The organism is Klebsiella sp. KE9456, assembly GCF_043832615.1.
GTDB lineage: Bacteria > Pseudomonadota > Gammaproteobacteria > Enterobacterales > Enterobacteriaceae > Klebsiella > Klebsiella indica.
Map to the genome: position 1 here is coordinate 96,711 of NZ_JBDYQK010000002.1, position 26,080 is coordinate 122,790.

At 53.4% G+C, this 26,080-nt stretch carries 21 protein-coding genes, 1 pseudogene and 1 other annotated feature (1 of these 23 running past the window's edge); of the genes and pseudogenes, 17 read left to right on the forward strand and 5 right to left on the reverse strand.

Annotated features, from left to right (window positions below):
- Position 1, forward strand: a sequence feature (Thr leader region) (it extends 117 nt beyond the left edge of the window).
- 26 nt (positions 2 to 27) lie between these two features.
- From thrA to thrC, 3 genes are read left to right on the forward strand one after another with little or no spacing between them, the layout of a single operon-like run.
- The gene (thrA, locus tag ABK821_RS02725; protein WP_138361865.1) at positions 28 to 2,490 is read left to right on the forward strand and encodes a bifunctional aspartate kinase/homoserine dehydrogenase I; all 2,463 of its coding nucleotides are present in this window, start codon (positions 28 to 30) and stop codon (positions 2,488 to 2,490) included.
- A gap of 1 nt (position 2,491) precedes the next feature.
- Positions 2,492 to 3,421: a homoserine kinase gene (gene thrB, locus ABK821_RS02730; RefSeq protein WP_138361866.1), complete on the forward strand. Its 930-nt coding sequence runs from the start codon at positions 2,492 to 2,494 to the stop codon at positions 3,419 to 3,421.
- Positions 3,422 to 3,424: 3 nt separating this feature from the next.
- On the forward strand, positions 3,425 to 4,705 hold the full coding sequence (thrC, locus tag ABK821_RS02735; RefSeq protein WP_142503042.1) for a threonine synthase: 1,281 nt from the start codon (positions 3,425 to 3,427) through the stop codon (positions 4,703 to 4,705).
- Between the two features lie 46 nt (positions 4,706 to 4,751).
- Here the strand turns inward: thrC and yaaA are convergent, their stop codons facing one another.
- Positions 4,752 to 5,525 (reverse strand): peroxide stress protein YaaA, encoded by a 774-nt coding sequence (yaaA, locus tag ABK821_RS02740; protein WP_138361868.1) that lies wholly within the window; start codon positions 5,523 to 5,525, stop codon positions 4,752 to 4,754.
- Positions 5,526 to 5,602: 77 nt separating this feature from the next.
- Positions 5,603 to 7,033, reverse strand: a complete 1,431-nt coding sequence (locus tag ABK821_RS02745; RefSeq protein WP_138361869.1) for a sodium:alanine symporter family protein — start codon at positions 7,031 to 7,033, stop codon at positions 5,603 to 5,605.
- 203 nt (positions 7,034 to 7,236) lie between these two features.
- On the opposite strand from ABK821_RS02745, the gene tal reads away from it, so the two are divergent.
- The 3 genes from tal (at position 7,237) to ABK821_RS02760 (ending at position 10,309) form a co-directional block, all read left to right on the forward strand.
- Positions 7,237 to 8,190: a transaldolase gene (tal, locus tag ABK821_RS02750; protein ID WP_138361870.1), complete on the forward strand. Its 954-nt coding sequence runs from the start codon at positions 7,237 to 7,239 to the stop codon at positions 8,188 to 8,190.
- 99 nt (positions 8,191 to 8,289) lie between these two features.
- Positions 8,290 to 8,877 carry a molybdopterin adenylyltransferase gene (mog, locus tag ABK821_RS02755; protein ID WP_142503039.1) on the forward strand — a complete coding sequence of 196 codons (588 nt, stop codon included), beginning with the start codon at positions 8,290 to 8,292 and terminating at the stop codon, positions 8,875 to 8,877.
- Between the two features lie 121 nt (positions 8,878 to 8,998).
- Positions 8,999 to 10,309: an MFS transporter gene (locus ABK821_RS02760; protein ID WP_138361872.1), complete on the forward strand. Its 1,311-nt coding sequence runs from the start codon at positions 8,999 to 9,001 to the stop codon at positions 10,307 to 10,309.
- A gap of 48 nt (positions 10,310 to 10,357) precedes the next feature.
- On the opposite strand, the gene satP is transcribed toward ABK821_RS02760, so the two are convergent.
- Positions 10,358 to 10,924, reverse strand: coding sequence for an acetate uptake transporter (satP, locus tag ABK821_RS02765; RefSeq protein ID WP_138361873.1), 567 nt, complete (start codon positions 10,922 to 10,924; stop codon positions 10,358 to 10,360).
- A 474-nt stretch (positions 10,925 to 11,398) separates the two neighbouring features.
- Between satP and dnaK the strand changes: the two genes are divergently transcribed.
- The 4 genes from dnaK to nhaR all read left to right on the forward strand — a co-directional run bounded on the left by dnaK (position 11,399) and on the right by nhaR (position 16,942).
- Positions 11,399 to 13,315 (forward strand): molecular chaperone DnaK, encoded by a 1,917-nt coding sequence (dnaK, locus tag ABK821_RS02770; protein WP_343177944.1) that lies wholly within the window; start codon positions 11,399 to 11,401, stop codon positions 13,313 to 13,315.
- An 86-nt stretch (positions 13,316 to 13,401) separates the two neighbouring features.
- The gene (dnaJ, locus tag ABK821_RS02775; RefSeq protein WP_138361875.1) at positions 13,402 to 14,532 is read left to right on the forward strand and encodes a molecular chaperone DnaJ; all 1,131 of its coding nucleotides are present in this window, start codon (positions 13,402 to 13,404) and stop codon (positions 14,530 to 14,532) included.
- Between the two features lie 282 nt (positions 14,533 to 14,814).
- The gene (nhaA, locus tag ABK821_RS02780; protein ID WP_138361876.1) at positions 14,815 to 15,990 is read left to right on the forward strand and encodes a Na+/H+ antiporter NhaA; all 1,176 of its coding nucleotides are present in this window, start codon (positions 14,815 to 14,817) and stop codon (positions 15,988 to 15,990) included.
- A 52-nt stretch (positions 15,991 to 16,042) separates the two neighbouring features.
- Complete coding sequence (gene nhaR / locus ABK821_RS02785) at positions 16,043 to 16,942, forward strand: transcriptional activator NhaR (protein ID WP_138361877.1); 900 nt, start codon at positions 16,043 to 16,045, stop codon at positions 16,940 to 16,942.
- Between the two features lie 167 nt (positions 16,943 to 17,109).
- Here the strand turns inward: nhaR and rpsT are convergent, their stop codons facing one another.
- Complete coding sequence (gene rpsT, locus ABK821_RS02790; protein WP_003018940.1) at positions 17,110 to 17,373, reverse strand: 30S ribosomal protein S20; 264 nt, start codon at positions 17,371 to 17,373, stop codon at positions 17,110 to 17,112.
- A 330-nt stretch (positions 17,374 to 17,703) separates the two neighbouring features.
- Between rpsT and ribF the strand changes: the two genes are divergently transcribed.
- From ribF to rihC, 6 genes are all read left to right on the forward strand, one after another.
- Positions 17,704 to 18,642 carry a bifunctional riboflavin kinase/FAD synthetase gene (ribF, locus tag ABK821_RS02795; protein WP_138361878.1) on the forward strand — a complete coding sequence of 313 codons (939 nt, stop codon included), beginning with the start codon at positions 17,704 to 17,706 and terminating at the stop codon, positions 18,640 to 18,642.
- Positions 18,643 to 18,687: 45 nt separating this feature from the next.
- On the forward strand, positions 18,688 to 21,504 hold the full coding sequence (gene ileS / locus ABK821_RS02800; protein ID WP_138361879.1) for an isoleucine--tRNA ligase: 2,817 nt from the start codon (positions 18,688 to 18,690) through the stop codon (positions 21,502 to 21,504).
- Positions 21,504 to 21,992 carry a signal peptidase II gene (gene lspA, locus ABK821_RS02805; protein WP_138361880.1) on the forward strand — a complete coding sequence of 163 codons (489 nt, stop codon included), beginning with the start codon at positions 21,504 to 21,506 and terminating at the stop codon, positions 21,990 to 21,992. Before ileS ends, lspA begins: the two co-directional genes overlap by 1 nt.
- A 118-nt stretch (positions 21,993 to 22,110) precedes the next feature.
- On the forward strand, positions 22,111 to 22,560 hold the full coding sequence (gene fkpB / locus ABK821_RS02810) for an FKBP-type peptidyl-prolyl cis-trans isomerase (RefSeq protein WP_138361881.1): 450 nt from the start codon (positions 22,111 to 22,113) through the stop codon (positions 22,558 to 22,560).
- 1 nt (position 22,561) lies between these two features.
- Positions 22,562 to 23,512 (forward strand): 4-hydroxy-3-methylbut-2-enyl diphosphate reductase, encoded by a 951-nt coding sequence (gene ispH, locus ABK821_RS02815; RefSeq protein ID WP_138361882.1) that lies wholly within the window; start codon positions 22,562 to 22,564, stop codon positions 23,510 to 23,512.
- A gap of 66 nt (positions 23,513 to 23,578) precedes the next feature.
- Complete coding sequence (gene rihC / locus ABK821_RS02820) at positions 23,579 to 24,493, forward strand: ribonucleoside hydrolase RihC (RefSeq protein WP_308561922.1); 915 nt, start codon at positions 23,579 to 23,581, stop codon at positions 24,491 to 24,493.
- A 28-nt stretch (positions 24,494 to 24,521) separates the two neighbouring features.
- Here the strand turns inward: rihC and ABK821_RS02825 are convergent, their stop codons facing one another.
- Positions 24,522 to 25,460 (reverse strand): LysR family transcriptional regulator, encoded by a 939-nt coding sequence (locus ABK821_RS02825; protein ID WP_138361884.1) that lies wholly within the window; start codon positions 25,458 to 25,460, stop codon positions 24,522 to 24,524.
- A 278-nt stretch (positions 25,461 to 25,738) separates the two neighbouring features.
- On the opposite strand from ABK821_RS02825, the pseudogene ABK821_RS02830 reads away from it, so the two are divergent.
- Positions 25,739 to 26,041, forward strand: a pseudogene (locus tag ABK821_RS02830) (PrpF domain-containing protein); the annotation flags it as partial.
- Positions 26,042 to 26,080 lie beyond the last annotated feature (39 nt).

Below are 26,080 nucleotides of genomic sequence, written 5' to 3' on the forward strand. Positions count from 1 at the left end.
CGACAAAAAAATCAAGGGGTCACAACCATGCGTGTGTTGAAGTTTGGCGGTACATCAGTGGCAAATGCAGAGCGTTTTCTGCGCGTTGCCGATATTCTGGAGAGTAATGCCAGGCAGGGGCAGGTAGCGACCGTTCTGTCTGCCCCGGCAAAGATTACTAACCACCTGGTCGCAATGATCGAAAAAACAATCAGTGGTCAGGAAGCGCTAACGAATATCGCCGATGCTGAACGTATTTTTGCCGAACTTTTGCAAGGGCTCGCCGAGGCGCAACCCGGATTCCCGCTTGCGCAATTGAAAGTCTTTGTTGAGCAGGAATTCGCGCAAATTAAACACGTACTGCATGGTATCAGCCTGCTCGGACAGTGCCCGGACAGCGTCAACGCGTCGTTGATTTGCAGAGGAGAAAAGCTCTCTATTGCCATTATGGCCGGTTTGCTGGAAGCGCGCGGTTATCACGTTACGGTCATTAACCCGGTCGAAAAACTGCTTGCCGTAGGGCATTATCTCGAGTCGACCGTAGATATCGCTGAATCGACCCGGCGCATTGCCGCCAGCCAGATCCCGTCTGACCATATGGTGCTGATGGCAGGTTTCACTGCGGGCAACGAAAAGGGTGAACTGGTGGTGCTGGGGCGTAATGGTTCCGACTATTCCGCGGCGGTACTGGCTGCCTGCCTTCGTGCCGACTGCTGTGAGATCTGGACCGATGTTGATGGCGTTTATACTTGCGACCCACGCCAGGTGCCGGATGCCCGCTTGCTGAAGTCAATGTCCTATCAGGAAGCGATGGAGCTTTCCTATTTCGGCGCTAAAGTTCTCCATCCGCGCACTATCGCCCCCATTGCCCAGTTCCAGATCCCGTGCTTAATCAAAAATACCGGTAACCCGCAGGCGCCGGGTACCCTTATCGGCGCCAGCCGTGATGAAGACGATCTGCCGGTGAAGGGGATCTCTAATCTTAACAATATGGCGATGTTCAACGTCTCCGGGCCGGGGATGAAGGGGATGGTGGGGATGGCGGCGCGCGTATTTGCCACCATGTCTCGCGCGGGCATTTCCGTTGTTCTGATTACCCAATCCTCTTCCGAATACAGCATCAGCTTCTGTGTTCCGCAAAGCGACTGTGCGCGAGCGAAGCGGGTAATGGAAGATGAATTTTACCTGGAGCTGAAAGAGGGGTTGCTTGAGCCACTATCGATCATGGAACGCCTGGCGATTATCTCCGTTGTCGGCGATGGTATGCGGACTTTACGTGGGATCTCCGCCAAATTCTTCGCTGCGCTGGCGCGCGCCAATATTAATATCGTCGCGATTGCTCAGGGCTCTTCCGAGCGCTCTATCTCTGTTGTCGTAAGCAATGATGACGCGACAACCGGTGTACGCGTGACTCACCAGATGCTGTTCAATACCGACCAGGTGATTGAAGTGTTTGTGATCGGCGTCGGCGGCGTTGGCGGCGCGCTGATCGAACAGATCAAGCGCCAACAAAGCTGGCTAAAAAGCAAGCATATTGACCTGCGCGTTTGCGGCGTCGCCAATTCTCGTGCCCTGCTGACCAGCGTACATGGTCTGAACCTTGAGCACTGGCGCGACGAGCTGGCTGAGGCGAAAGAGACGTTCAATTTAGGCCGACTTATCCGTCTGGTGAAAGAGTACCATCTGCTGAACCCGGTTATTGTCGACTGCACTTCCAGCCAGACGGTAGCCGATCAGTATGCGGATTTCCTGCGTGAAGGTTTTCACGTGGTGACGCCGAATAAAAAAGCCAACACCTCCTCGCTCGATTACTACCATCAGTTGCGCCATGCTGCGGCCAGTTCCCGGCGTAAGTTTTTATACGATACCAACGTTGGCGCGGGTCTGCCGGTCATTGAAAACCTGCAAAATCTGCTGAACGCGGGTGATGAGCTGATGCATTTCTCCGGTATTCTTTCCGGCTCGCTGTCATTTATCTTCGGTAAACTTGATGAAGGCATGAGTTTTTCTGAGGCGACGAAGCTGGCGCGTGAGATGGGCTATACCGAGCCGGATCCGCGAGACGATCTGTCCGGCGTCGACGTCGCGCGTAAACTGCTTATCCTCGCGCGTGAAACCGGGTGTGAGCTGGAGTTGTCTGACATTATCGTCGAACCGGCGCTGCCGGCCGATTTCGATGCCAGCGGCGATGTTGAAAGCTTTATGGCGCGTCTGCCTTCTCTGGATGATGAGTTTTCCTCGCGGGTCGCGAAAGCGCGCGATGAAGGTAAAGTCTTGCGTTATGTGGGTAACATAGAAGAGGATGGCACGTGTCGGGTGAAAATTGCCGCGGTTGACGGCAACGATCCGCTGTTCAAAGTGAAAAACGGCGAGAACGCGCTGGCTTTTTACAGCCACTATTATCAGCCGCTGCCGCTGGTGCTGCGCGGCTATGGCGCGGGTAACGATGTGACGGCGGCGGGCGTTTTCGCCGATCTGTTGCGTACCCTGTCATGGAAGTTAGGAGTTTAAGATGGTCAAAGTATATGCCCCGGCTTCCAGTGCCAATATGAGCGTCGGGTTTGACGTGCTGGGGGCGGCGGTGACGCCGGTCGACGGTACGCTGCTGGGGGACAACGTGACGGTGGAGGCGGCTGAAAGCTTCAGTCTGCAAAACGTTGGCCGTTTTGCCAGCAAACTGCCGACGGCTCCGCAGGAAAATATCGTCTATCAATGCTGGGAGCGCTTCTGCCAGGAGGTTGGCAAAAAAGTACCGGTCGCGATGACGCTGGAAAAGAATATGCCGATAGGCTCCGGGCTTGGTTCCAGCGCCTGCTCCGTGGTCGCGGCGCTGGTGGCGATGAACGAATTTTGCGGTAAGCCGCTCAACGAAACCCGGATGCTGGCGCTGATGGGCGAGATGGAAGGGCGGATTTCCGGCAGCATCCACTACGACAATGTGGCGCCGTGCTACCTTGGCGGTATCCAGTTGATGCTTGAGGAAAACGGCATTATCAGCCAGCAGGTTCCGGCATTTGACGAGTGGCTATGGGTGCTGGCTTATCCGGGCATTAAAGTTTCGACGGCGGAAGCGCGGGCGATTCTCCCGGCGCAGTATCGCCGTCAGGACTGCATTGCTCATGGTCGTCATCTGGCGGGCTTTATTCATGCCTGCTATACCCGTCAGCCGCAGCTGGCGGCGAAATTGATGACGGATGTGATTGCCGAGCCGTATCGTACCAAATTGCTGCCGGGCTTCAGCGAAGCGCGTCAGGCGGCGATGGAAATTGGCGCGCAGGCGTGTGGTATTTCCGGCTCCGGCCCGACGATGTTCGCGTTATGCGATAAACCGGAAACCGCGCAGCGTGTCGCCGATTGGCTGGCAAAGCACTATCTACAAAATCAGGAAGGCTTCGTTCATATTTGCCAGCTGGATACGGCGGGCGCTCGAGTAGTGGGATAACCAATGAAACTCTATAACTTAAAAGATCATAACGAACAGGTCAGCTTTGCGCGGGCCGTGACGCAGGGGCTTGGCAAGCAGCAGGGGCTGTTCTTTCCGCACGATCTACCGGAATTTAGCCTGACTGAAATTGACGATATGCTGAAGCTGGATTTCGTCCCGCGCAGCGCGAAAATCCTGTCTGCGTTTATTGGTGACGAGATCCCGCAGGACATGCTGCAACAGCGTATTGCCACGGCATTCACCTTTCCGGCGCCGGTCAGTAAAGTGCAGAAAGATGTGGGATGCCTGGAGTTGTTTCATGGCCCGACGCTGGCGTTCAAAGATTTTGGCGGCCGCTTTATGGCGCAGATGCTGACCCATATCGCGGGCGACAAACCGGTGACCATCCTGACGGCAACCTCCGGCGACACCGGCGCGGCGGTCGCCCATGCGTTCTATGGTCTGCCGAACGTTAACGTCGTCATTCTCTATCCGCGCGGTAAAATCAGCCCGCTGCAGGAAAAACTGTTCTGTACCCTGGGCGGCAATATTGAAACCGTCGCTATCGACGGTGATTTCGATGCCTGCCAGGCGCTGGTGAAACAGGCCTTTGACGACGAAGAGCTGAAAACCGCTCTGGGGCTGAATTCGGCTAACTCCATTAATATCAGCCGCCTGCTGGCGCAGATTTGCTACTATTTTGAGGCCGTCGCGCAGTTGCCGCAGGAGGCCCGTAATCAGTTGGTTATCTCGGTGCCAAGCGGCAACTTTGGCGATTTGACGGCTGGTTTGCTGGCGAAATCGCTGGGGCTGCCAATTAAACGCTTTATCGCGGCGACCAACGCCAATGATACTGTGCCGCGTTTCCTGCAGGACGGTAACTGGTCGCCGAAAGCGACCCAGGCCACGCTGTCTAACGCGATGGACGTCAGCCAGCCGAACAACTGGCCGCGCGTAGAAGAGCTGTTCCGGCGCAAAACCTGGCGTCTGAATGAGCTGGGCTATGCGGCGGTGGATGATGAAACCACGAAATCCACCATGCGCGAACTGAAAGCCATTGGCTATACCTCGGAACCGCATGCGGCGATAGCTTATCGCGCGCTGCGCGACCAGCTGCAGCCGGGCGAGTATGGTCTGTTCCTCGGTACGGCGCATCCGGCGAAATTTAAAGAGAGCGTGGAAGAGATTCTGCAAGAGACGCTGCCGCTGCCGAAAGCGCTGGCGGATCGTGCGGATCTGCCGCTGCTGTCGCATAATCTGCCGGCTGATTTTGCCGCCCTGCGTAAGCTGATGATGGGTTAAGCCTGACTCCCCTGCTGCCTTATCCGGCGGCAGGGGAGCGTGATTTTTACTGTTCGCGGCGTTTAAATACCAGTTCGTCCGGCCCTGATGCATCGGCATCAAAGAAATAACCTTCGCTATCAAAGCGGGCCAGCTGCTCTGGCCTGGTTAAGCGATTTTCAATGATGTAACGGCTCATTAATCCGCGCGCTTTTTTGGCGTAGAAGCTGATTACTTTAAACTTACCGTTTTTCTCATCAAGGAAAACCGGCTTAATTATCCGACCCGCAAGCTGTTTGGCTTTAACCGCCCGGAAGTATTCATCAGAGGCCAGGTTAATGACGATATCGTCGCCCTGCGCTTTCAGTGCCTGATTCAGCTTATCGGTAATCACCTCTCCCCAATACTGATACAGATCTTTGCCTTTCGCGTTTTCAAGCTTAATTCCCATCTCCAGCCGGTAAGGTTGCATCAGATCGAGCGGGCGCAGAACGCCATAAAGGCCGGAAAGCATCCGCAGATGCTGCTGGGCAAAATCAAAATCGGCTTCGCTAAAGGTCTCTGCCTGCAGACCGGTGTAAACATCGCCCTTAAAAGCCAGAATCGCCTGTCGGGCATTCGCCGGGGTAAAATCCGGGTGCCAGTCGTGAAAACGGGTGGCATTGAGGTCAGCCAGCTTGTCGCTGATGCTCATCAGTTTACCTATCTGCGGCGCAGACAGCTGGCGAGCGATATTGATCAGTTCCTGAGAGTATTCCAGCAGTTCAGGCTGGGTATAGCGAGCAGTCGCTAGCGGGCTTTGATAATCAAGCGTTTTGGCAGGTGAAATCAGAATGAGCATATCCAGTCCTTTCAGGAGATTTTTGACGACTTTAGCAAAAAAACGCCACAGAGGGAGCGATAGCTGTAATTGCCGCGCTATTTACGCGGCAGATTATCCCAGATACCCGACATCACCTGCTGATGAATTTCGGGGTAACGCGTAACGTCAAATTCCGGCCGCGTGCCCAGCCGACGCTGGCGTAGATAATCATCGGTGATGATCCGTACCGTTGGCGACAGGAGCAGGATAGCCGTCAGGTTCGTAATCGCCATCAACGCCATGACGATATCCGCCATTTGCCAGGCGACCGGTAAGCTGATTACCGTTCCGGCGATGACCATGCTCAGGGCGAGGAACCGCAGCGCCCAGATATTTCGCCTGCTGTCCATCCGCAGAAAGACAAGATTATTTTCCGCATAGATATAGTTTGCAATGATGGCGCTGAAGGCGAAAAGCAGCATGATAAAAGCGACAAAACCGGCGCCCCAGTCGCCAACAAGATTGTTCATGGCAAGCTGAAGCGCCTGAATACCGTTTATTGCGGCGCTGTTATCGTTCCTCGGGGCGAGCATGATGATGACGGCGCTGGCAGTGCAGATCACCACCGTATCAATGAAGACGCCAATCATTTGCACGATCCCTTGAGTGGCAGGGTGCGACGGCCAGGTCGCTGCCGCCGCTGCGACATTGGGCGTCGACCCCATGCCCGCTTCATGGGAAAACATACCGCGCTGAAAGCCGCTGGTGAGCGCCTGGCTGATGGTATAGCCGACAGCGCCTGCCGCCGCCTCTTGCCAGCCGAAGGCGCTGCGGAAAATGGTGGCAAAAACGGTTGGTAGCTCGTCGATATGCCACAGACTGATAACCAGGCTCGTCAGGATCCATACCATAGCCAACAGCGGCACAAACCACTGCAGTAATCGCGCCACGCCTCGAATGCCGCGGACGATAACCAGCAGAATAAGAATGGCCAGCACGCAACCTGTGACGATTTCAGGTGCATGGAATGCATACTTCATGGCATAGGCAACGGAGTTTGCCTGCACGGTGTTAAAAATAGTGCCATAGGCCAGCAGCAGCAAAATGGAAAACAACACCCCCATCCAGCGCATACCTAAACCCCGGGCCATATACCAGGCGGGGCCGCCGCGAAACTGGCCACGGGCATCGCGTTCTTTATAAAGCTGAGCAAGAGAACATTCGGCAAAGCTGCTTGCCATCCCGAGCAGCGCCGAGATCCACATCCAAAAAACGGCTCCCGGTCCACCGGCGGTGATGGCCAGGGCGACTCCCGCCAGGTTGCCGCTCCCGATACGTGCCGCCATACCTGTGCACAATGCCTGAAAAGACGTGACTCCGCCGGGCCGGGACGCAAGGCTTTTTTTCAGACCCTGGCTAAACTGATGGACGCAACGAAACGGAATAAACTTTGTTCGCCAGGTAAACCAGGCGCCAGCGCCCAGTAACAGATAAATCATTACCGAGCCCCAGAGTATTTCATTGATGAAGAACAGAAAATCAGGCATTAAACATCCCCTGGCCCATACTGGCGCGTGAGTGTAAGCGCCACCAATTCAGTGGTAATCCCTTTACGTTCAGATAATTAATTGGTGTAGTTTATCACACTCTGCGCTCGTGCATTGTCGGCGGTTGCGCTGATCCAGCAGCGTGTTATCATCTTGGCAGACCGGTTACATCCCCTTAACTGCTGTTTAAGAGAAACACTATCATGACGGATAAATTAACTTCTCTGCGTCAGTACACCACTGTCGTAGCTGATACCGGAGATATCGCGGCGATGAAGCTGTATCAGCCTCAGGACGCCACGACTAACCCTTCTTTGATTCTCGGTGCGGCTCAGATCCCTGAGTACCGTAAGCTGATTGATGATGCTGTTGCCTGGGCTCGCAGCCAGAGCAGCGATCGCGCGCAGCAGATTGTTGATGCTTCCGATAAGCTGGCGGTGAACATTGGTCTCGAAATCCTTAAGCTGATCCCTGGCCGTATTTCCACTGAAGTTGACGCTCGCTTGTCCTATGACACCGACGCCTCCATCGCTAAGGCTAAACGCATCATCAAGTTGTACAACGATGCCGGCATCAGCAACGATCGTATTCTGATCAAACTGGCTTCCACCTGGCAGGGCATCCGCGCGGCGGAGCAGCTGGAAAAAGAAGGCATCAACTGTAACCTGACTCTGCTGTTCTCTTTCGCTCAGGCTCGTGCTTGCGCGGAAGCAGGCGTATTCCTGATCTCTCCGTTTGTTGGTCGTATTCTTGACTGGTACAAAGCCAATACCGATAAGAAAGAGTATGCGCCGGCTGAAGATCCGGGCGTGGTTTCCGTAAGCGAAATCTACGAATACTACAAACAGCATGGCTACGAAACTGTGGTTATGGGCGCAAGCTTCCGTAATGTCGGCGAGATTCTGGAACTGGCTGGCTGTGACCGTCTGACCATCGCGCCGGCCCTGCTGAAAGAGCTGGCGGAAAGTGAAGGCGCTATCGAACGCAAACTGGCGTTCAGCGGCGAAGTTAAAGCGCGCCCGGCGCGTATCACGGAATCCGAGTTTCTGTGGCAGCACAACCAGGATCCGATGGCGGTAGATAAACTGGCGGAAGGTATCCGTAAGTTTGCGATCGACCAGGAAAAACTGGAAAAAATGATCGGCGATCTGCTGTAATCCCGCGCGTGGCCGACGTCCGTCGGCCACATTAAACTGTCTGCCTTGCTCCCCTCGGTGTATTATTCTGTTTATTAATACTGTTTGAACGGAATAATCATGAACACCTTACGAATCGGCTTAGTTTCCATTTCCGATCGCGCCTCCAGCGGCGTCTATCAGGATAAAGGTATCCCGGCGCTTGAAGAGTGGCTGGCGCGTGCGCTATCCACGCCTTTCGAATTGCTGCCCCGCTTAATCCCCGATGAACAGATTATTATCGAGCAAACATTGTGTGAGCTGGTTGATGAGATGGGCTGTCATCTGGTGCTGACCACCGGTGGTACCGGCCCGGCAAGGCGCGATGTGACCCCGGATGCGACACTGGCGATTGCCGACCGGGTGATGCCGGGCTTTGGTGAGCAAATGCGCCAGGTCAGCCTGCATTTTGTACCGACAGCTATTCTTTCGCGTCAGGTTGGCGTTATCCGCAAGCAGGCGCTGATCCTTAATCTGCCCGGTCAGCCAAAGGCGATTGAGGAGACGCTGGAGGGGGTGAAAGATGCCGAAGGTAACGTCCTGGTACAGGGTATTTTTGCAAGTGTACCGTATTGTGTACAGCTGCTTGAAGGGCCATATGTCGAAACAAATGGGGATGTGGTAGCAGCTTTTCGCCCTAAAAGTGCAAGGCGTGAAACTTTATCCTGAATTTGATGCATTTCTGATATAACCTGAATTGCCTGTGGTGTGTTGTTTTATTTACGGTATAGTGTTTTTTACTTTACACATTGCGTAAAACACCCTTCATACCTCTGGATGATTGCTCGTTATGTCACAATATACCCGACCTCTGAATCGACAAGATTATAAAACTCTGACGCTGGCTGCCCTGGGCGGCGCGCTGGAGTTTTATGACTTCATCATCTTTGTCTTCTTCGCTGCTGTCGTTGGCGAACTGTTCTTTCCGGCCGATATTCCGGAGTGGCTGCGTCAGGTGCAGACCTTCGGTATTTTTGCCGCAGGATATTTAGCCCGTCCCCTTGGCGGCATTATTATGGCGCATTTCGGCGATCTGGTCGGGCGTAAGAGAATGTTTACTCTGAGCATTCTGCTGATGGCGCTGCCAACGCTGGCGATAGGCCTGTTGCCGACTTACCAATCGATGGGCATCGTGGCGCCGCTTTTGCTGCTGTTTATGCGTATTCTTCAGGGGGCTGCTATTGGCGGGGAAGTGCCGGGTGCATGGGTGTTTGTTGCAGAACATGTTCCGGAGAAAAAAATCGGTATCGCCTGTGGCACGTTGACCGCTGGCCTGACGGTGGGGATCTTACTGGGATCGGTCGTCGCGACGCTGATTAACACTCATCTGACGCCACAGGGGATCCACGACGGCGGCTGGCGCATTCCTTTTTTGCTTGGCGGCGCATTTGGTCTTGTGGCCATGTATTTACGCCGCTGGCTACAGGAGACGCCGATTTTCCTTGAGATGCAACAGCGAAAAGCCTTAGCTCAGGAGATGCCGGTTAAGGCCGTTACGCTGAAGCACCAGAAAGCGGTGATCGTCTCAATGTTGCTGACCTGGCTATTATCTGCCGGAATAGTGGTCGTGATTTTGATGTCGCCAGTTTGGTTACAAAAGCACTACGGTTTTGCTCCGGCAATCACTCTGCAGGCGAACAGTATTGCCACCATTATGCTGTGCATTGGCTGTTTGTTGGCGGGTCTGGCAGTCGATAAGTTTGGCGCCAGCCGCACATTTATCGTCGGGAGTTTATTTCTGGCCGCCAGTAGCTGGGCTTTCTACCATCTTTCTGGCGGCAACTCGCAGCAGCTGTTCCTGCTCTATGGCGCGGTTGGCCTGTGTGTCGGCGTGGTGGGGGCGGTACCTTACGTGATGGTGCGCGCGTTCCCGGCGGAAGTTCGCTTTACCGGCATTTCATTCTCTTATAACGTCTCGTATGCCATTTTTGGCGGCCTGACGCCGATCGCGGTGACAATGCTGATGGGCGTTTCGCCGATGGCGCCGGCCTGGTACGTGCTGGCCCTGTCGTTTATGGGACTGGGATTGGGCGTGTGGCTGAATCAGGGACTGGATAAGCAGGTCGCTACGCCGGAAGCTGAACTGCAGCGCCTGTCTTAACGCCGTGCGGTTATCTCGTTGCCGCCCATGTTCGGGCGGCAACATCAATCAATGCTGTTCGCCGATTGGCAGAACGGTGCGGCCAAACTGTTCGTTCAGCACTTCACCCATCGCCAGATAAATCGCGCTGCCGCCGCAAATCAGTCCAACCCAGCCCGCAATCTTAACGATGCCTTCGTTATCTGCCAGGTGGCCGATCGCCAGCAGAGCAAACAGTATGCTCAGACTCAGAAACACGAACTGCAGCATACGCGGGCCTTTGAGAGTGCCAAAGAACATAAACAGCGTAAAGATCCCCCACAGTGCGAGATACATACCGAGAAAGTGTGCGTCAGACGCTTCGGCAAGACCTGTTTTCGGCATCAAAAGGATCGCGACCAGCGTCAACCAGAAAGCGCCGTAGGAGGTAAATGCAGTTAAGCCAAAAGTATTACCTTTTTTAAATTCCAGCAGACCGGCAAAAATTTGTGCGATACCGCCGTAAAAAATGCCCATTGCCAGGATAGCGACATCAAATGCGAACAAACCGCTATTTACGAGGTTAAGCAGAATAGTGGTCATGCCGAAGCCCATAAGGCCCAGCGGTGCCGGATTAGCTAATTTAGAGGTATCCATAATTTCCCAACTTAATGATTATAATAAAAATATTAACAGCCGCTGGAGAGCGGGGCGCGGCATAATAATGAGGCGCCAGAATACTGTCCATGATCTGGAGGGGGGTTTTTAAGCAATTTGTGATTCTGCCTGACGACGGTAGGTTATCGACCCTGGGCAGGCGGGGTGCCGAGAATTTATTGCGAATTATGCCTGGGTCATATATTACGCTACCGATTAGCGCTATTTTTATCGGGTGTACTCTTTTCCCTCTCTTGTTGCCAACTGCCGCCGTTTTGCCCATCCATCAGGGGAGCAGAGGTAAAATTTTTTTGTGTCTCCCCCTTGATGACGCGGTGGCTGACCCCATCTTGTAGTCAACCGCAGTGAATGAACCTGAAAAAAAATGATGTCCGGGCGGTTGAAACCGCACGTTTCGCCCTTATTACAGGTTCACAACCACATGTTGACTGAATTTTTAGTGGAGACGTTTAGATGGGTAAAATTATTGGTATCGACCTGGGTACGACCAACTCTTGTGTAGCGATTATGGATGGCACTACAGCTCGTGTGCTGGAGAACGCCGAAGGCGATCGCACCACGCCTTCTATCATTGCTTATACCCAGGATGGTGAAACTCTGGTAGGTCAGCCGGCTAAACGTCAGGCAGTGACAAACCCGCAAAATACCCTGTTTGCGATTAAACGCCTGATTGGCCGCCGCTTCCAGGATGAAGAAGTCCAGCGCGACGTTTCCATCATGCCGTATAAAATTGTTGCTGCAGATAACGGCGACGCATGGCTTGATGTGAAAGGCACCAAAACGGCACCGCCGCAGATCTCTGCTGAAGTGCTGAAAAAAATGAAGAAAACTGCAGAAGATTACCTGGGTGAGTCGGTAACCGAAGCGGTTATCACCGTACCGGCTTACTTCAACGATGCTCAGCGTCAGGCAACGAAAGACGCCGGTCGTATCGCTGGTCTGGAAGTCAAACGTATCATCAACGAACCGACCGCCGCCGCACTGGCTTATGGTCTCGATAAAGAAATCGGCAACCGTACTATCGCGGTATATGACCTCGGTGGGGGGACTTTCGATATCTCTATTATCGAAATCGACGAAGTTGATGGCGAAAAAACCTTCGAAGTTCTGGCAACCAACGGCGATACTCACCTGGGTGGTGAAGACTTCGATACCCGTCTGATCAACTACCTGGTTGAAGAATTTAAGAAAGATCAGGGCATTGACCTGCGTAACGATCCGCTGGCGATGCAGCGTCTGAAAGAAGCGGCAGAAAAAGCGAAAATCGAGCTTTCTTCCGCACAGCAGACCGACGTCAACCTGCCGTACATCACTGCAGATGCCACCGGTCCGAAACACATGAACATTAAAGTGACTCGCGCGAAACTGGAAAGCCTGGTCGAAGACCTGGTGAACCGTTCTATCGAGCCGCTGAAAGTCGCGCTGCAGGATGCTGGCCTGTCCGTATCGGATATCAACGACGTTATCCTCGTGGGCGGTCAGACGCGTATGCCGATGGTGCAGAAAAAAGTGGCGGAGTTCTTTGGTAAAGAACCGCGTAAAGACGTTAACCCGGACGAAGCTGTTGCTATCGGCGCAGCGGTGCAGGGCGGCGTACTGACCGGCGATGTGAAAGACGTTCTGCTGCTCGACGTTACTCCGCTGTCTCTGGGTATCGAAACCATGGGCGGCGTAATGACCGCGCTGATCAGCAAAAACACCACTATCCCGACCAAGCACAGCCAGGTGTTCTCTACCGCTGAAGACAACCAGTCTGCGGTAACCATCCATGTGCTGCAGGGTGAGCGTAAACGCGCGTCTGATAACAAATCTCTGGGTCAGTTCAACCTGGATGGCATCAACCCGGCACCGCGCGGTATGCCGCAGATCGAAGTCACCTTCGATATCGATGCTGACGGTATCCTGCACGTTTCCGCGAAAGACAAAAACAGCGGTAAAGAGCAGAAGATCACCATCAAGGCCTCTTCTGGTCTGAACGAGGACGAAATTCAGAAAATGGTTCGCGATGCTGAAGCGAACGCTGAATCTGACCGTAAGTTTGAAGAGCTGGTTCAGACCCGCAACCAGGGCGACCATCTGCTGCACAGCACCCGTAAGCAGGTTGAAGAAGCGGGCGATAAACTGCCGGCTGATGATAAAACCGCAATCGAGTCTGCGCTGAGCGCGCTGGAAACGGCGCTGAAAGGTGAAGACAAAGCGGCTATCGAAGCGAAAATGCAGGAACTGGCGCAGGCTTCCCAGAAACTGATGGAAATCGCTCAGCAGCAGCATGCACAGCAGCAGGCTGGCGGCGCTGACGCTTCTGCAAACAACGCGAAAGATGACGATGTTGTCGATGCTGAGTTTGAAGAAGTAAAAGACAAAAAATAATCGCCCTTTGAACGGGTAAATACTGGCACGGGCGAAGAGGGTTCCTCTCCGCCCGTGCACGCATGTTAAGGGGCTGAACAACACCAATGGCAAAGCAAGATTATTACGAGATTTTGGGCGTTCCCAGAACCGCGGAAGAGCGTGAAATCAAAAAGGCGTATAAACGCCTGGCCATGAAGTATCACCCGGACCGCAATCAGGGCGATAAAGAGGCCGAAGCGAAATTTAAACAAATTAAAGAAGCGTATGAAATCCTGACTGATGCTCAGAAGCGCGCTGCTTACGATCAATACGGTCATGCCGCCTTCGAACAAGGCGGCATGGGGGGCGGCGGTTTTGGCGGCGGTGCTGATTTCAGCGATATTTTCGGCGATGTTTTCGGTGATATTTTTGGCGGAGGTCGCGGCCGCCAGCGTGCGTCGCGCGGTGCCGATTTGCGCTATAACATGGATCTGACGCTGGAAGAAGCCGTTCGCGGAGTGACCAAAGAGATCCGTATTCCGACGCTGGAAGAGTGTGATGTCTGCCACGGTAGTGGCGCGAAAGCAGGCACTCAGCCGCAGACCTGCCCGACCTGTCATGGTTCCGGCCAGGTGCAGATGCGCCAGGGCTTCTTCGCCGTGCAGCAAACCTGTCCGCACTGTCAGGGCCGCGGTACGCTGATTAAAGATCCGTGCAACAAATGTCATGGTCATGGTCGCGTAGAGAAGAGCAAAACGCTGTCGGTTAAGATCCCGGCAGGCGTCGATACCGGGGATCGTATTCGCCTCGCCGGTGAAGGCGAAGCGGGTGAGCATGGCGCACCGGCTGGCGATCTGTACGTTCAGGTACAGGTTAAGCAGCACGCAATTTTTGAGCGTGAAGGCAATAACCTGTATTGCGAAGTTCCGATCAACTTTACCATGGCTGCGCTTGGCGGTGAGATTGAGGTCCCGACGCTGGATGGCCGGGTGAACCTGAAGGTGCCCGGCGAAACGCAGACCGGTAAGCTGTTCCGCATGCGTGGTAAAGGCGTAAAATCTGTGCGTGGCGGCGCGCAGGGCGATCTGCTGTGTCGCGTAGTGGTCGAAACGCCGGTGGGGCTTAATGACAAACAAAAGCAACTGCTGAAAGAGCTTCAGGAGAGCTTTGGTGGGCCCACGGGTGAGAAGAATAGCCCGCGCTCGAAAAGTTTTTTTGATGGCGTGAAGAAATTTTTCGATGATTTAACCAGCTGATCTTTTTTGATTGCCTGTTGCATCCCAAGCCTGGGTTTTGTTACTCAGGCTTTTTCTCTTTTAGCCGCTACACTACCTGAATTAACGATTATCCACCATCTCGCCTCGCCCCTGAATTATTGAGAGCGGTTTACGCTTATTCTTCCTCTGACAAACGCTATGTCGTCTTACTTGTTAATTCGGAAAAACCGTCTATAAAGGCAATTTAAAACTGGTTTTTTCGATGTATTTGCGTCTGTATGATTCTTTTATCGAGTTGTTTACCGATAAGGTGAGGTAAAAGTGAAACATCTGCAGCGTTTTTTCCATAGCGATGCATCCGGAGGCATTATCTTAATTTTTGCCGCCGTAATGGCGATGTTATTCGCCAATACTGGCTTGACCAGCGATCTGTATCGTTCTTTTCTGGAAACGCCCGTTCAACTGCGCGTAGGGGCGTTAGAAATCAACAAAAATATGCTGTTGTGGATTAACGATGCGCTGATGGCGATATTTTTCCTGCTGATAGGCCTGGAAGTGAAGCGCGAGATGAATCAGGGGGCGCTGGCCAGCCGTCGCCAGGCCGTGTTTCCGCTCGTCGCGGCGTTGGGCGGAATGGTGGTTCCGGCACTGGTTTATCTGGCGTTTAACGGCCGGGATCCGATTGCCAGAGAAGGGTGGGCGATTCCGGCTGCGACCGATATCGCCTTCGCGTTGGGCGTACTGGCGCTGCTGGGGAATCGGGTTCCCGCTGCGCTGAAGATTTTTCTGATGGCGCTGGCCATCATTGACGATCTGGGTGCCATTATTATTATTGCGTTGTTCTATACGCACGACCTTTCCGTCATGTCATTGATTGTTGCGGCTGGATCTATCACGGTACTGGCGGCATTAAATCTGAGCGGCGTACGACGCACCGGCATCTATATTCTGGTCGGCGCCATACTCTGGACCGCGGTTCTGAAATCGGGCGTTCACGCAACGCTGGCCGGCGTCATTGTCGGCTTTATGATCCCGCTAAAAGAGCAGAAAGGTAAATCGCCGGCGAAGCAGCTTGAGCACGTACTGCATCCGTGGGTGGCATTCCTGATCCTGCCGCTGTTCGCCTTTGCTAATGCGGGCGTTTCTTTGCAGGGGATCACGGTAGAAGGGCTGACCTCGCTGCTGCCATTGGGTATTATTGCCGGGTTGTTTATCGGTAAACCATTGGGAATTAGCCTGTTCTGCTGGCTGGCGCTAAAGCTGAAATGGGCCTCGTTGCCTGAAGGGACGAGCTGTAAGCAAATTATGGCGGTTGGCATTCTATGTGGGATTGGTTTCACCATGTCGATTTTTATTGCCTCCCTGGCTTTCAGCAGCGTTGATCCCGCATTGAACAACTGGGCCAGGCTTGGCATCCTTATTGGATCGATATTATCGGCAGTGACGGGATACATCATACTGCGTAAGCGCGTAGCGGATTCGGGCTACGCGGCTTAACATTTCATGGAAAGCCGCTACGGTTCTCCTCGACATAATCAGGGAGAGAAGCATGTCACATATCAATTACAACCATCTGTACTATTTCTGGCATGTCTATAAAGAAGGCTCAGTGGTTGGTGCTGCGGAGGCATTGTTCCTGACGCCGCAAACCATTACCGGACAGATCAAAGCGCTGGAAGAGCGTCTGCAGGGGAAGTTGTTCAAGCGTAAAGGACGAGGGCTTGAGCCCAGTGAACTGGGGGAACTGGTCTTCCGCTACGCCGATCGTATGTTTACCCTGAGCCAGGAAATGCTGGATATCGTTAATTATCGTAAAGAGTCGAATCTGTTGTTTGATGTCGGTGTGGCTGACGCACTGTCAAAAAGGCTGGTCAGCGGTGTACTTGATGCCGCCGTCGTCGATAACGAACAGATCCATTTACGCTGTTTTGAGTCAACTCACGAAATGCTGCTGGAGCAGTTGAGCCAGCATAAGCTCGATATGATCATCTCCGATTGCCCCATTGACTCCACCCAGCAGGAAGGCTTGTTTTCAGTGAAAATCGGCGAATGCAGCGTCAGTTTCTGGTGCATGAATCCTCCGCCGGAAAAGCCGTTCCCGGCCTGCCTGGAAGAGCGTCGTTTGTTGATTCCGGGGCGTTGTTCCATGCTGGGGCGTAAGCTGCTCAACTGGTTTAACTCGCAGGGATTGCAGGTGGAAATTCTGGGGGAATTCGACGATGCGGCGTTGATGAAAGCCTTCGGGGCGCTGCATAACGCGATATTCGTCGCGCCAACGCTGTATTCACATGATTTCTATAGCGATGAGTCGATCGTCGAGATCGGGCGTATGGATAATGTGATGGAAGAGTATCACGCTATTTTTGCCGAGCGCATGATCCAGCATCCGGCAGTGCAGCGTATTTGTCACCGCGACTATTCAGCGCTTTTCACCTCTTCCCGGAGATAGGCCAGAACAGTTTCCTGCTACGTGGAAAATGCCGCAGCCAGTCCATGCTGAAGTATGAACCGGCTGCGATAACCAGAACGCGAGTATTGACGTTTGACGTGATCAACGACAGACATAAAAAAACCCGCTTTCGCGGGCTTTTTTACAAAGCGACAACCAACAGACAATTAAGCCAGTTTGTTGATCTGAGCAGTCAGGTTTGCTTTATGACGTGCGGCTTTGTTTTTGTGGATCAGACCCTTAGCAGCCTGACGGTCCACGATCGGTTGCATTTCGTTAAATGCTTTCAGTGCAGTCGCTTTGTCGCCAGCTTCGATAGCTGCGTATACTTTCTTGATGAAAGTACGCATCATAGAGCGACGGCTCGCGTTGTGCTTGCGGGCCTTTTCAGACTGAACGGCGCGCTTCTTAGCTGATTTGATATTAGCCAAGGTCCAACTCCCAAATGTGTTCTATATGGACAATTCAAAGGCCGAGGAATATGCCCGTTTAGCCTTCTTTTGTCAATGGATTTGTGCAAATAAGCGCCGTTTAAACCAACAACGCTTTATTACGTAGTGATGGCGCAAGATTCTATCAGCTTGTTGCTGGCGAATACAGCCTTTCGACCAGAAAAATCGACGACAGCGGGGTGTTTTTCCAGCGATCTTGCGCTGAGTGAATGAATTACCGGGATCTTTCGGTGTAGAGGTGCAATCGCTGGTTAACGTTGCCAGTTGTACAAGGTATACTCGGACGATTTTCACTGTTTTGAGCCAGACATGAAGCTGATACGCGGCATACATAATCTCAGTCAGGCCCCGCGCGGGTGTGTGCTGACCATTGGAAATTTTGACGGCGTGCATCGCGGGCACCAGGCGTTACTGCAGCGTTTGCGTGCGGAAGGTCGTCAGCGTGGCTTACCGGTGGCAGTGATGATTTTTGAGCCGCAGCCGCTGGAGCTTTTTGCCGCCGATAAAGCGCCCGCACGTTTAACGCGTCTGCGTGAAAAGCTTAACTATCTGGCTGAAAGCGGCGTCGATTACGTACTGTGCGTGCGCTTTGATCGGCGCTTTGCGTCGTTGACCGCCCAGGATTTTATTAGCGAACTGCTGGTCCGCAGATTAGGCGTTCAGTTCCTCGTCGTGGGGGATGATTTCCGCTTTGGCGTTAGCCGCCAGGGGGATTTCTTATTATTACAAAAAGCTGGCGTGGAATACGGCTTTGATGTCACCAGTACCCACTCATTTTGCGAGGGCGGGGTGCGTATTAGCAGTACGGCGGTACGCCAGGCGCTGTCGGATGACGATCTGGCGTTGGCCGAGACTTTGCTGGGGCATCCGTTTACTATCTCCGGTCGCGTTGTCCACGGCGATGAACTGGGGCGCACCATTGGTTTCCCGACGGCGAATTTACCGCTGCGTCGTCAGGTCTCCCCGGTACAAGGGGTTTATGCGGTGGAAGTGATGGGGCTGGGAGAGCATCCCTTGCCTGGCGTCGCCAATATCGGCACCCGTCCGACAGTGGCAGGCGTACGCCAGCAGTTAGAAGTGCATCTGCTGGATGTTGTAATGGACCTCTATGGTCGTCATATAGATGTAATACTGCGTAAAAAGATACGTAATGAGCAGCGATTTGCGTCGCTTGATGAACTAAAGGCGCAAATTGCCTGCGATGAGTTAACGGCCCGCGAGTTCTTTGGGCTAACCGGGCAGGCCTGACCCTGACGGTGTTTATCAAACCGAAATAACGGAACCGAGAATCTGATGAGTGACTATAAATCGACCCTGAATTTGCCGGAAACAGGGTTCCCGATGCGCGGCGACCTCGCCAGGCGTGAACCGGGAATGCTGGCGCGTTGGACCGATGATGACCTGTACGGCATCATCCGTGCAGCCAAAAAAGGCAAAAAAACCTTCATTCTGCATGATGGCCCTCCTTATGCGAATGGCAGCATTCATATTGGTCACTCGGTTAATAAAATTCTGAAAGACATTATCGTTAAGTCCAAAGGGCTGGCGGGCTATGACTCTCCGTATGTGCCGGGCTGGGATTGCCACGGTCTGCCGATTGAGCTGAAAGTGGAGCAGGAGTACGGTAAGCCGGGGGAAAAATTCACCGCGGCTGAATTCCGCGCTAAATGCCGCGAATATGCGGCTACCCAGGTCGACGGCCAGCGTAAAGACTTTATCCGTCTGGGCGTGCTCGGCGACTGGTCGCATCCGTATCTGACCATGGACTTCAAAACTGAAGCCAACATCATCCGCGCGCTGGCTAAAATCATCGGCAACGGCCACCTGCATAAAGGCGCTAAACCAGTACACTGGTGTGCAGACTGCCGCTCCGCGCTGGCGGAAGCGGAAGTGGAGTATTATGACAAAACGTCTCCGTCCATCGATGTGGCATTCCACGCGGTGGATAAAGCGGCGGCGCTGGCCAAATTTGGCGTGGCCGATGTGAATGGCCCGGTTTCTCTGGTTATCTGGACCACCACCCCATGGACGCTGCCAGCCAACCGCGCAATCTCTTTGTCACCAGAGTTTGATTATGCGCTGGTGCAGGTTGAGGGGCAGGCGCTGATCGTCGCTAAAGACCTGGTCGACAGCGTGATGAAGCGCGCCGGCATCGCTGACTACACCATTCTGGCGGTGGCTAACGGCGGCGAACTGGAGATGTTACGCTTTAAGCATCCGTTCCTCGATTTTGACGTACCGGCGATCCTTGGCGATCACGTCACGCTGGATGCGGGTACCGGGGCGGTGCATACCGCGCCAGGCCACGGTCCGGACGACTATGTCATTGGGCAAAAATATGGGCTGGAAGTCGCTAACCCGGTTGGCCCGGACGGCGCTTATCTGCCGGGAACTTATCCGACTCTGGACGGCGTCAACGTCTTTAAAGCCAACGACATCGTCGTAGCGCTGTTGCGGGAAAAAGGCGCGCTGCTGCACGTAGAAAAGCTACAGCATAGCTATCCGTGCTGCTGGCGTCACAAAACGCCAATCATCTTCCGCGCCACGCCGCAGTGGTTTGTCAGCATGGATCAGAAAGGTCTGCGCGCGCAGTCGCTGAAAGAGATCAAAGGTGTCCAGTGGATCCCTGACTGGGGGCAGGCGCGTATCGAATCGATGGTCGCCAATCGTCCCGACTGGTGTATCTCCCGTCAGCGCACTTGGGGTGTCCCGATGTCGCTGTTCGTGCATAAAGAGACGCAAGAATTGCATCCGCGTACGCTGGAGCTGATGGAAGAAGTGGCTAAACGCGTGGAAGTCGATGGCATTCAGGCGTGGTGGGATCTCGACTCCCGCGACATCCTCGGCGCCGATGCTGATAACTACGAAAAGGTGCCGGATACCCTCGACGTGTGGTTTGACTCCGGGTCGACTCACTCCTCCGTCGTTGACGTGCGTCCTGAATTTGCCGGTCATGCCGCCGATATGTATCTGGAAGGTTCCGACCAGCATCGCGGCTGGTTTATGTCCTCGCTGATGATTTCCACCGCGATGAAAGGCAAAGCGCCGTACCGTCAGGTACTGACCCACGGGTTTACCGTCGATGGCCAGGGCCGCAAGATGTCCAAATCCATCGGTAACACCGTTTCTCCGCAGGATGTAATGAACAAACTGGGGGCCGATATTCTGCGTCTGTGGGTGGCTTCTACCGACTATACCGGTGAAATGGCGGTTTCTGACGAGATCCTCAAACGTGCCGCCGACAGCTATCGCCGTATCCGTAATACCGCGCGCTTCCTGCTGGCGAACCTGAATGGTTTCGATCCGGCAAAAGACATGATGAAACCGGAAGAGATGGTGGTGCTGGACCGCTGGGCGGTTGGCTGTGCGCAAGCGGCGCAGGATGATATCGTCAAATCCTATGAGTCTTATGATTTCCACGAAGTAGTGCAGCGCCTGATGCGCTTTTGCTCTGTCGAAATGGGGTCATTCTGGCTTGATATCATCAAAGACCGCCAGTACACCACCAAAGCGGACAGCGTCGCGCGCCGTAGCTGCCAGACTGCGTTGTACCATATTGCCGAGGCGCTGGTGCGCTGGATGGCGCCAATTATGTCCTTCACCGCCGACGAAATCTGGGGTTATCTGCCGGGCGAGCGTGAAAAATATGTCTTTACCGGTGAATGGTACACCGGTCTGTTCGGCCTGACTGCCGACGAAGCAATGAATGACGCTTTCTGGGACGCGCTGCTGAAAGTGCGCGGCGAAGTCAATAAGGTAATCGAACAGGCGCGTGCGGATAAGCAGGTGGGCGGCTCTCTGGAAGCGGCGGTCACGCTGTATGCCGATGCCGATCTTGCGGCGAAGCTGAACGCGCTGGGCGATGAATTGCGATTTGTCCTGTTGACCTCCGGGGCGAAAGTTGTCGATTATGCGCAGGCTCCGGCTGACGCCTGGCAGAGTGAACTGCTGAAGGGGTTGAAAGTTGTGCTGAGCAAAGCCGAAGGTGACAAATGCCCGCGTTGCTGGCATTACACCACGGATATCGGCAAGGTGGCGGAACACGCGGATATCTGCGGACGCTGTGTCAGCAACATCGCCGGTGACGGTGAAAAACGTAAATTTGCCTGATGAGTAAACCGATTGGTTCAACGGGGCTACGCTGGTTGTGGATCGTCGTAGCCGTGCTGATTATCGATTTAGGCAGTAAATACCTGATCCTCCAGAATTTTGCACTGGGGGATACGGTCTCGCTGTTTCCATCGCTTAATCTGCATTATGCGCGTAACTATGGCGCGGCTTTTAGCTTTCTCGCCGACAGCGGCGGCTGGCAGCGCTGGTTCTTTGCCGGTATCGCTATCGGTATCTGCGTGATCCTCGCGGTGCTGATGTATCGCGCTAAGGCGACGCAAAAGCTGAATAACATTGCCTATGCGCTGATTATTGGCGGAGCGCTGGGGAATTTATTCGACAGGCTCTGGCACGGTTTTGTCGTCGATATGATCGATTTCTACGTCGGGGAGTGGCATTTTGCCACCTTCAATCTTGCCGATACCGCCATTTGCATCGGCGCGGCGCTGATTGTGCTGGAAGGGTTCCTGCCGAAAAAGCAGGCGTAATAAAATGCCGGATGGCGGCGAAATGCCTTATCCGGCCGACAAAGTAGCGCGATCTTTGTTTGTCCGGTAACGTTAGCGCTACCGGGCAAACAGGCGGTAAAACAAGTGAGCAACCTGCATGTCTAAATCAGTACAGAGCAACAGTGCGGTGCTGGTGCACTTCACCTTAAAACTCGACGATGGCTCCACCGCAGAGTCAACCCGTAATAATGGTAAACCCGCGCTCTTCCGCCTGGGCGATACTTCGCTTTCTGAAGGTCTTGAGCAACACTTGCTGGGGCTGAAAGAGGGGGATAAAACCACCTTTTCGCTGGAGCCGGATGCGGCTTTTGGCGTACCGAGCCCGGATTTGATTCAATATTTCTCCCGCCGGGAATTTATCGACGCGGGTGAACCTGAGACTGGCGCGATTATGCTCTTTACCGCAATGGATGGCAGCGAAATGCCTGGTGTGATCCGTGAAGTGAACGGTGATTCGATCACCGTGGATTTCAACCATCCGCTGGCCGGGCGTACCGTTCATTTTGATGTTGAAGTGCTGGAGATCGATCCGGCGCTGGAGGAGTAAAATGCAGATTCTGTTGGCTAACCCGCGCGGATTTTGCGCAGGCGTTGACCGCGCTATCAGCATTGTCGAAAACGCGCTGACGCTTTACGGTGCGCCGATCTATGTGCGTCATGAAGTCGTCCACAACCGCTATGTGGTGGATAGTCTGCGTCAACGCGGCGCTGTTTTTATCGAGCAGATTAGCGAAGTACCGGACGGCGCAATCCTGATTTTTTCCGCCCACGGCGTCTCTCAGGCCGTGCGCAATGAGGCGAAAAACCGCGATCTGACGGTTTTTGACGCCACCTGCCCGCTGGTGACCAAAGTGCATATGGAGGTCGCCCGCGCCAGCCGCCGCGGTGAAGAGTCGATTCTGATTGGCCACGCCGGTCACCCGGAGGTCGAAGGCACCATGGGTCAGTACAGTAACCCGAAAGGGGGGATGTATCTGGTGGAATCACCGGATGATGTCTGGACGCTGGATGTGAAAAACGACGCGAAGCTGTCGTTTATGACCCAGACAACGCTCTCCGTTGATGATACTTCTGACGTGATTGACGCCCTGCGCGAACGCTTCCCGAAAATCGTCGGACCGCGTAAAGATGATATCTGTTATGCGACCACTAACCGTCAGGAAGCGGTCCGCGCGCTGGCTGAACAGGCCGACGTGGTGCTGGTCGTAGGGTCGAAAAACTCCTCTAACTCCAACCGTCTGGCCGAGCTGGCTCAGAGAATGGGTAAAGCGGCGTATCTGATTGATGATGCGGCCGATATTCAGGAGGCGTGGGTGAAAGAGGCGCAATGCGTGGGCGTAACCGCGGGCGCATCGGCGCCGGATATTCTGGTGCAGAACGTCATTTCGCGTTTGCAGGAACTGGGCGGCGGCGAAGCCGTGCCGCTGGAAGGCCGCGAAGAGAACATTGTTTTCGAAGTGCCGAAAGAGCTGCGGGTCGATGTCCGTGAAGTCGAATAGATTCTTTTTCGCCATAGTATGAGAAGATGCCAGACTGAATGTCTGGCATTTTTTTATGGAGAAACGATGCGCTTACCGATCATTCTGGATACCGATCCCGGCATTGACGATGCGGCGGCGATTGCCGCGGCGCTGTTTGCCCCAGAGCTGGATCTACAGCTGATGACCACCGTGGCGGGGAATGTCTCCGTGGAGAAAACGACCCGCAATGCCCTGCAGTTGCTGCATTTCTGGAACGCTGATATCCCGCTGGCCCAGGGGGCATCAATGCCGCTGGTTCGCCCGCTGCGCGATGCTGCTTCCGTTCACGGCGAGTCCGGGATGGAAGGCTATGCTTTCGTTGAGCATAATCGCCAGCCGCTGGCCAAACCGGCGTTTCAGGCCATGCGCGATACGCTGATGCATGCATCGGAGCCGATAACGCTGGTGGCGATTGGTCCGTTAACCAATATTGCGCTACTGCTGACTCAGTATCCCGAATGCCGTTTTAATATCCGCCGCCTGGTCATTATGGGCGGTTCCGCCGGGCGCGGTAACTTTACGCCGAGTGCGGAATTTAATATCGCTATCGACCCGGAAGCGGCGGCGAAAGTCTTTAACAGCGGGCTGGAAATCGTCATGTGTGGGCTGGATGTAACCAATCAGGCTGTGCTGGCTCCGGATTATCTCGCGACGCTGCCCGCGCTTAATCAGACCGGGAAAATGCTTCATGCGTTGTTTAGCCACTATCGTAGCGGCAGCATGCGCAGCGGCTTGCGTATGCATGATTTGTGCGCGATTGCCTGGCTGGTTCGCCCGCAGTTCTTTACCCTCAAACCGTGCTTTGTGGCGGTGGAAACTCAGGGAACATGGACATCCGGCATGACGGTTGTCGATATTGAAGGTAAGCTGGGGCAGCCAGCAAATGCGCGGGTAGCATTGGGGCTGGATGTCGCCGGGTTTCAGCGCTGGGCGGCAGAGGTGATTGCGCTGGCGCCTTAATATGGCGATGAAGCGGCTTTTCGGGAACTCAGGTATTCTGATTTGAGTCGACGACATTGCGCCATAGCGTGCCCGCTTCATTTGTCCACATAAGAAGTAATAGTGACGCGAATCGTTCCGATGCTTCGGACAGCGGACGGTTTTTTGCGCGGATCATACCAAGCGTGCGTCTGATAACCGGTTCGACAAGGGGAATGCTCACGACCTTGTTATTCGCGTTATGAGACATCGCCAGGCACGGTAGCGCCGATACGCCCAGGCCAGCCTCGACAAGACCGAGCGAGGTTGACAAATGTCTCACTTCATAAAACCAATCCAGCCTCCAGGGTTTATCCGCCAGGCATTTTTCTATTAGCTGTCTATTGACACTTGATCTTCTTACACCGATTAAGGTCTGGTTGACGAGTTCCTGCCATTCGACCAGTTTCCTGGTTGCCAGGGGATGATTTTGTCGACAGACCAGAACAAAAGGCTCATTCAGCAGCGGGATAAAATCGACGTCAGGGTATGTGACGAAGTTCATATTTATTCCAAAATCAACATTGCCTTTTCGTACTGAGTTCAGACATGTTTCTACACCTTGCTCATAAATTCGTACTTTGATGTTGGGATAGCGTTGATTGAATTGAATGATAGCACGCGGTAAAAAGTAAAACACGGCAGTAGGAATGCAGGATAGCGTGACGGTATCATGTAATTGAGATGTTAAATTGCTGAGGTTAAATATTGCCGCATCAAGGTTGGAAATCAAAGACTTTGCCTTTGGGAGAAGAGCTTTTCCGGCCTGAGTCAGCGCAATTTTTCGCGTCGTTCGTTCGAATAGCGCAATATTCAGATTACTCTCTATTTTTTTTATCTTTTTGGTTAATGCTGGTTGCGTGAGATTGAGTGACTCGGCAGCTTTACTAAATGAGCCTAGCTCTGCAATTGTGACAAAGGCTTTCATTCCAGATAGTTCATTTTTCATTTTTTCTCCATAAGGGGTAATAAATTTTCTCTAACCCGATGAAAAATGGTGATTAATCGGCAAAGTTTTTTTAATTAATGCTCAGCAGGAATAACTCCTATGGCAAAATTTTATCAACCAATAAATTTCTTGCAAGTAGAATGAATTTGTAAAATGCCTGAGATGATTTACATGTGGCGTTGATTAAGGAAATAAAAACTTAAAGAGCATAAAACTAATTAAATTCACAAGGCTGTTTTATTCAATTCTTCTATTTCTTATGGTGTGAGGAACATGCTATGAAGCGCATTCCCTGTGTATTAATGTGCGGAGAGACATCCACAGATGCCTTTCTTTTGGACGATGATTTACCTAAGGATCTTCAACAACGAGATGAGTTCTTGTTAGCCATAATGGGATCGGGTTATGCGCTGGAGATGAATGGCATTGGTGAAAGGAGTCCACAAAGCAGTAAAGTCACTATTATCAGTCAATCTCTTAGCGATAAAGCAGATATCGATTATCTGTCTGTTCAGGTTTCGGTTAACCAACTGCAAATCGACACCTTGCCAAACGACGGAAATATGCTGTGTGCTGCGGGGGATGTGAATGCGTTCCACAAGCATCCTTTAATCCTGAGT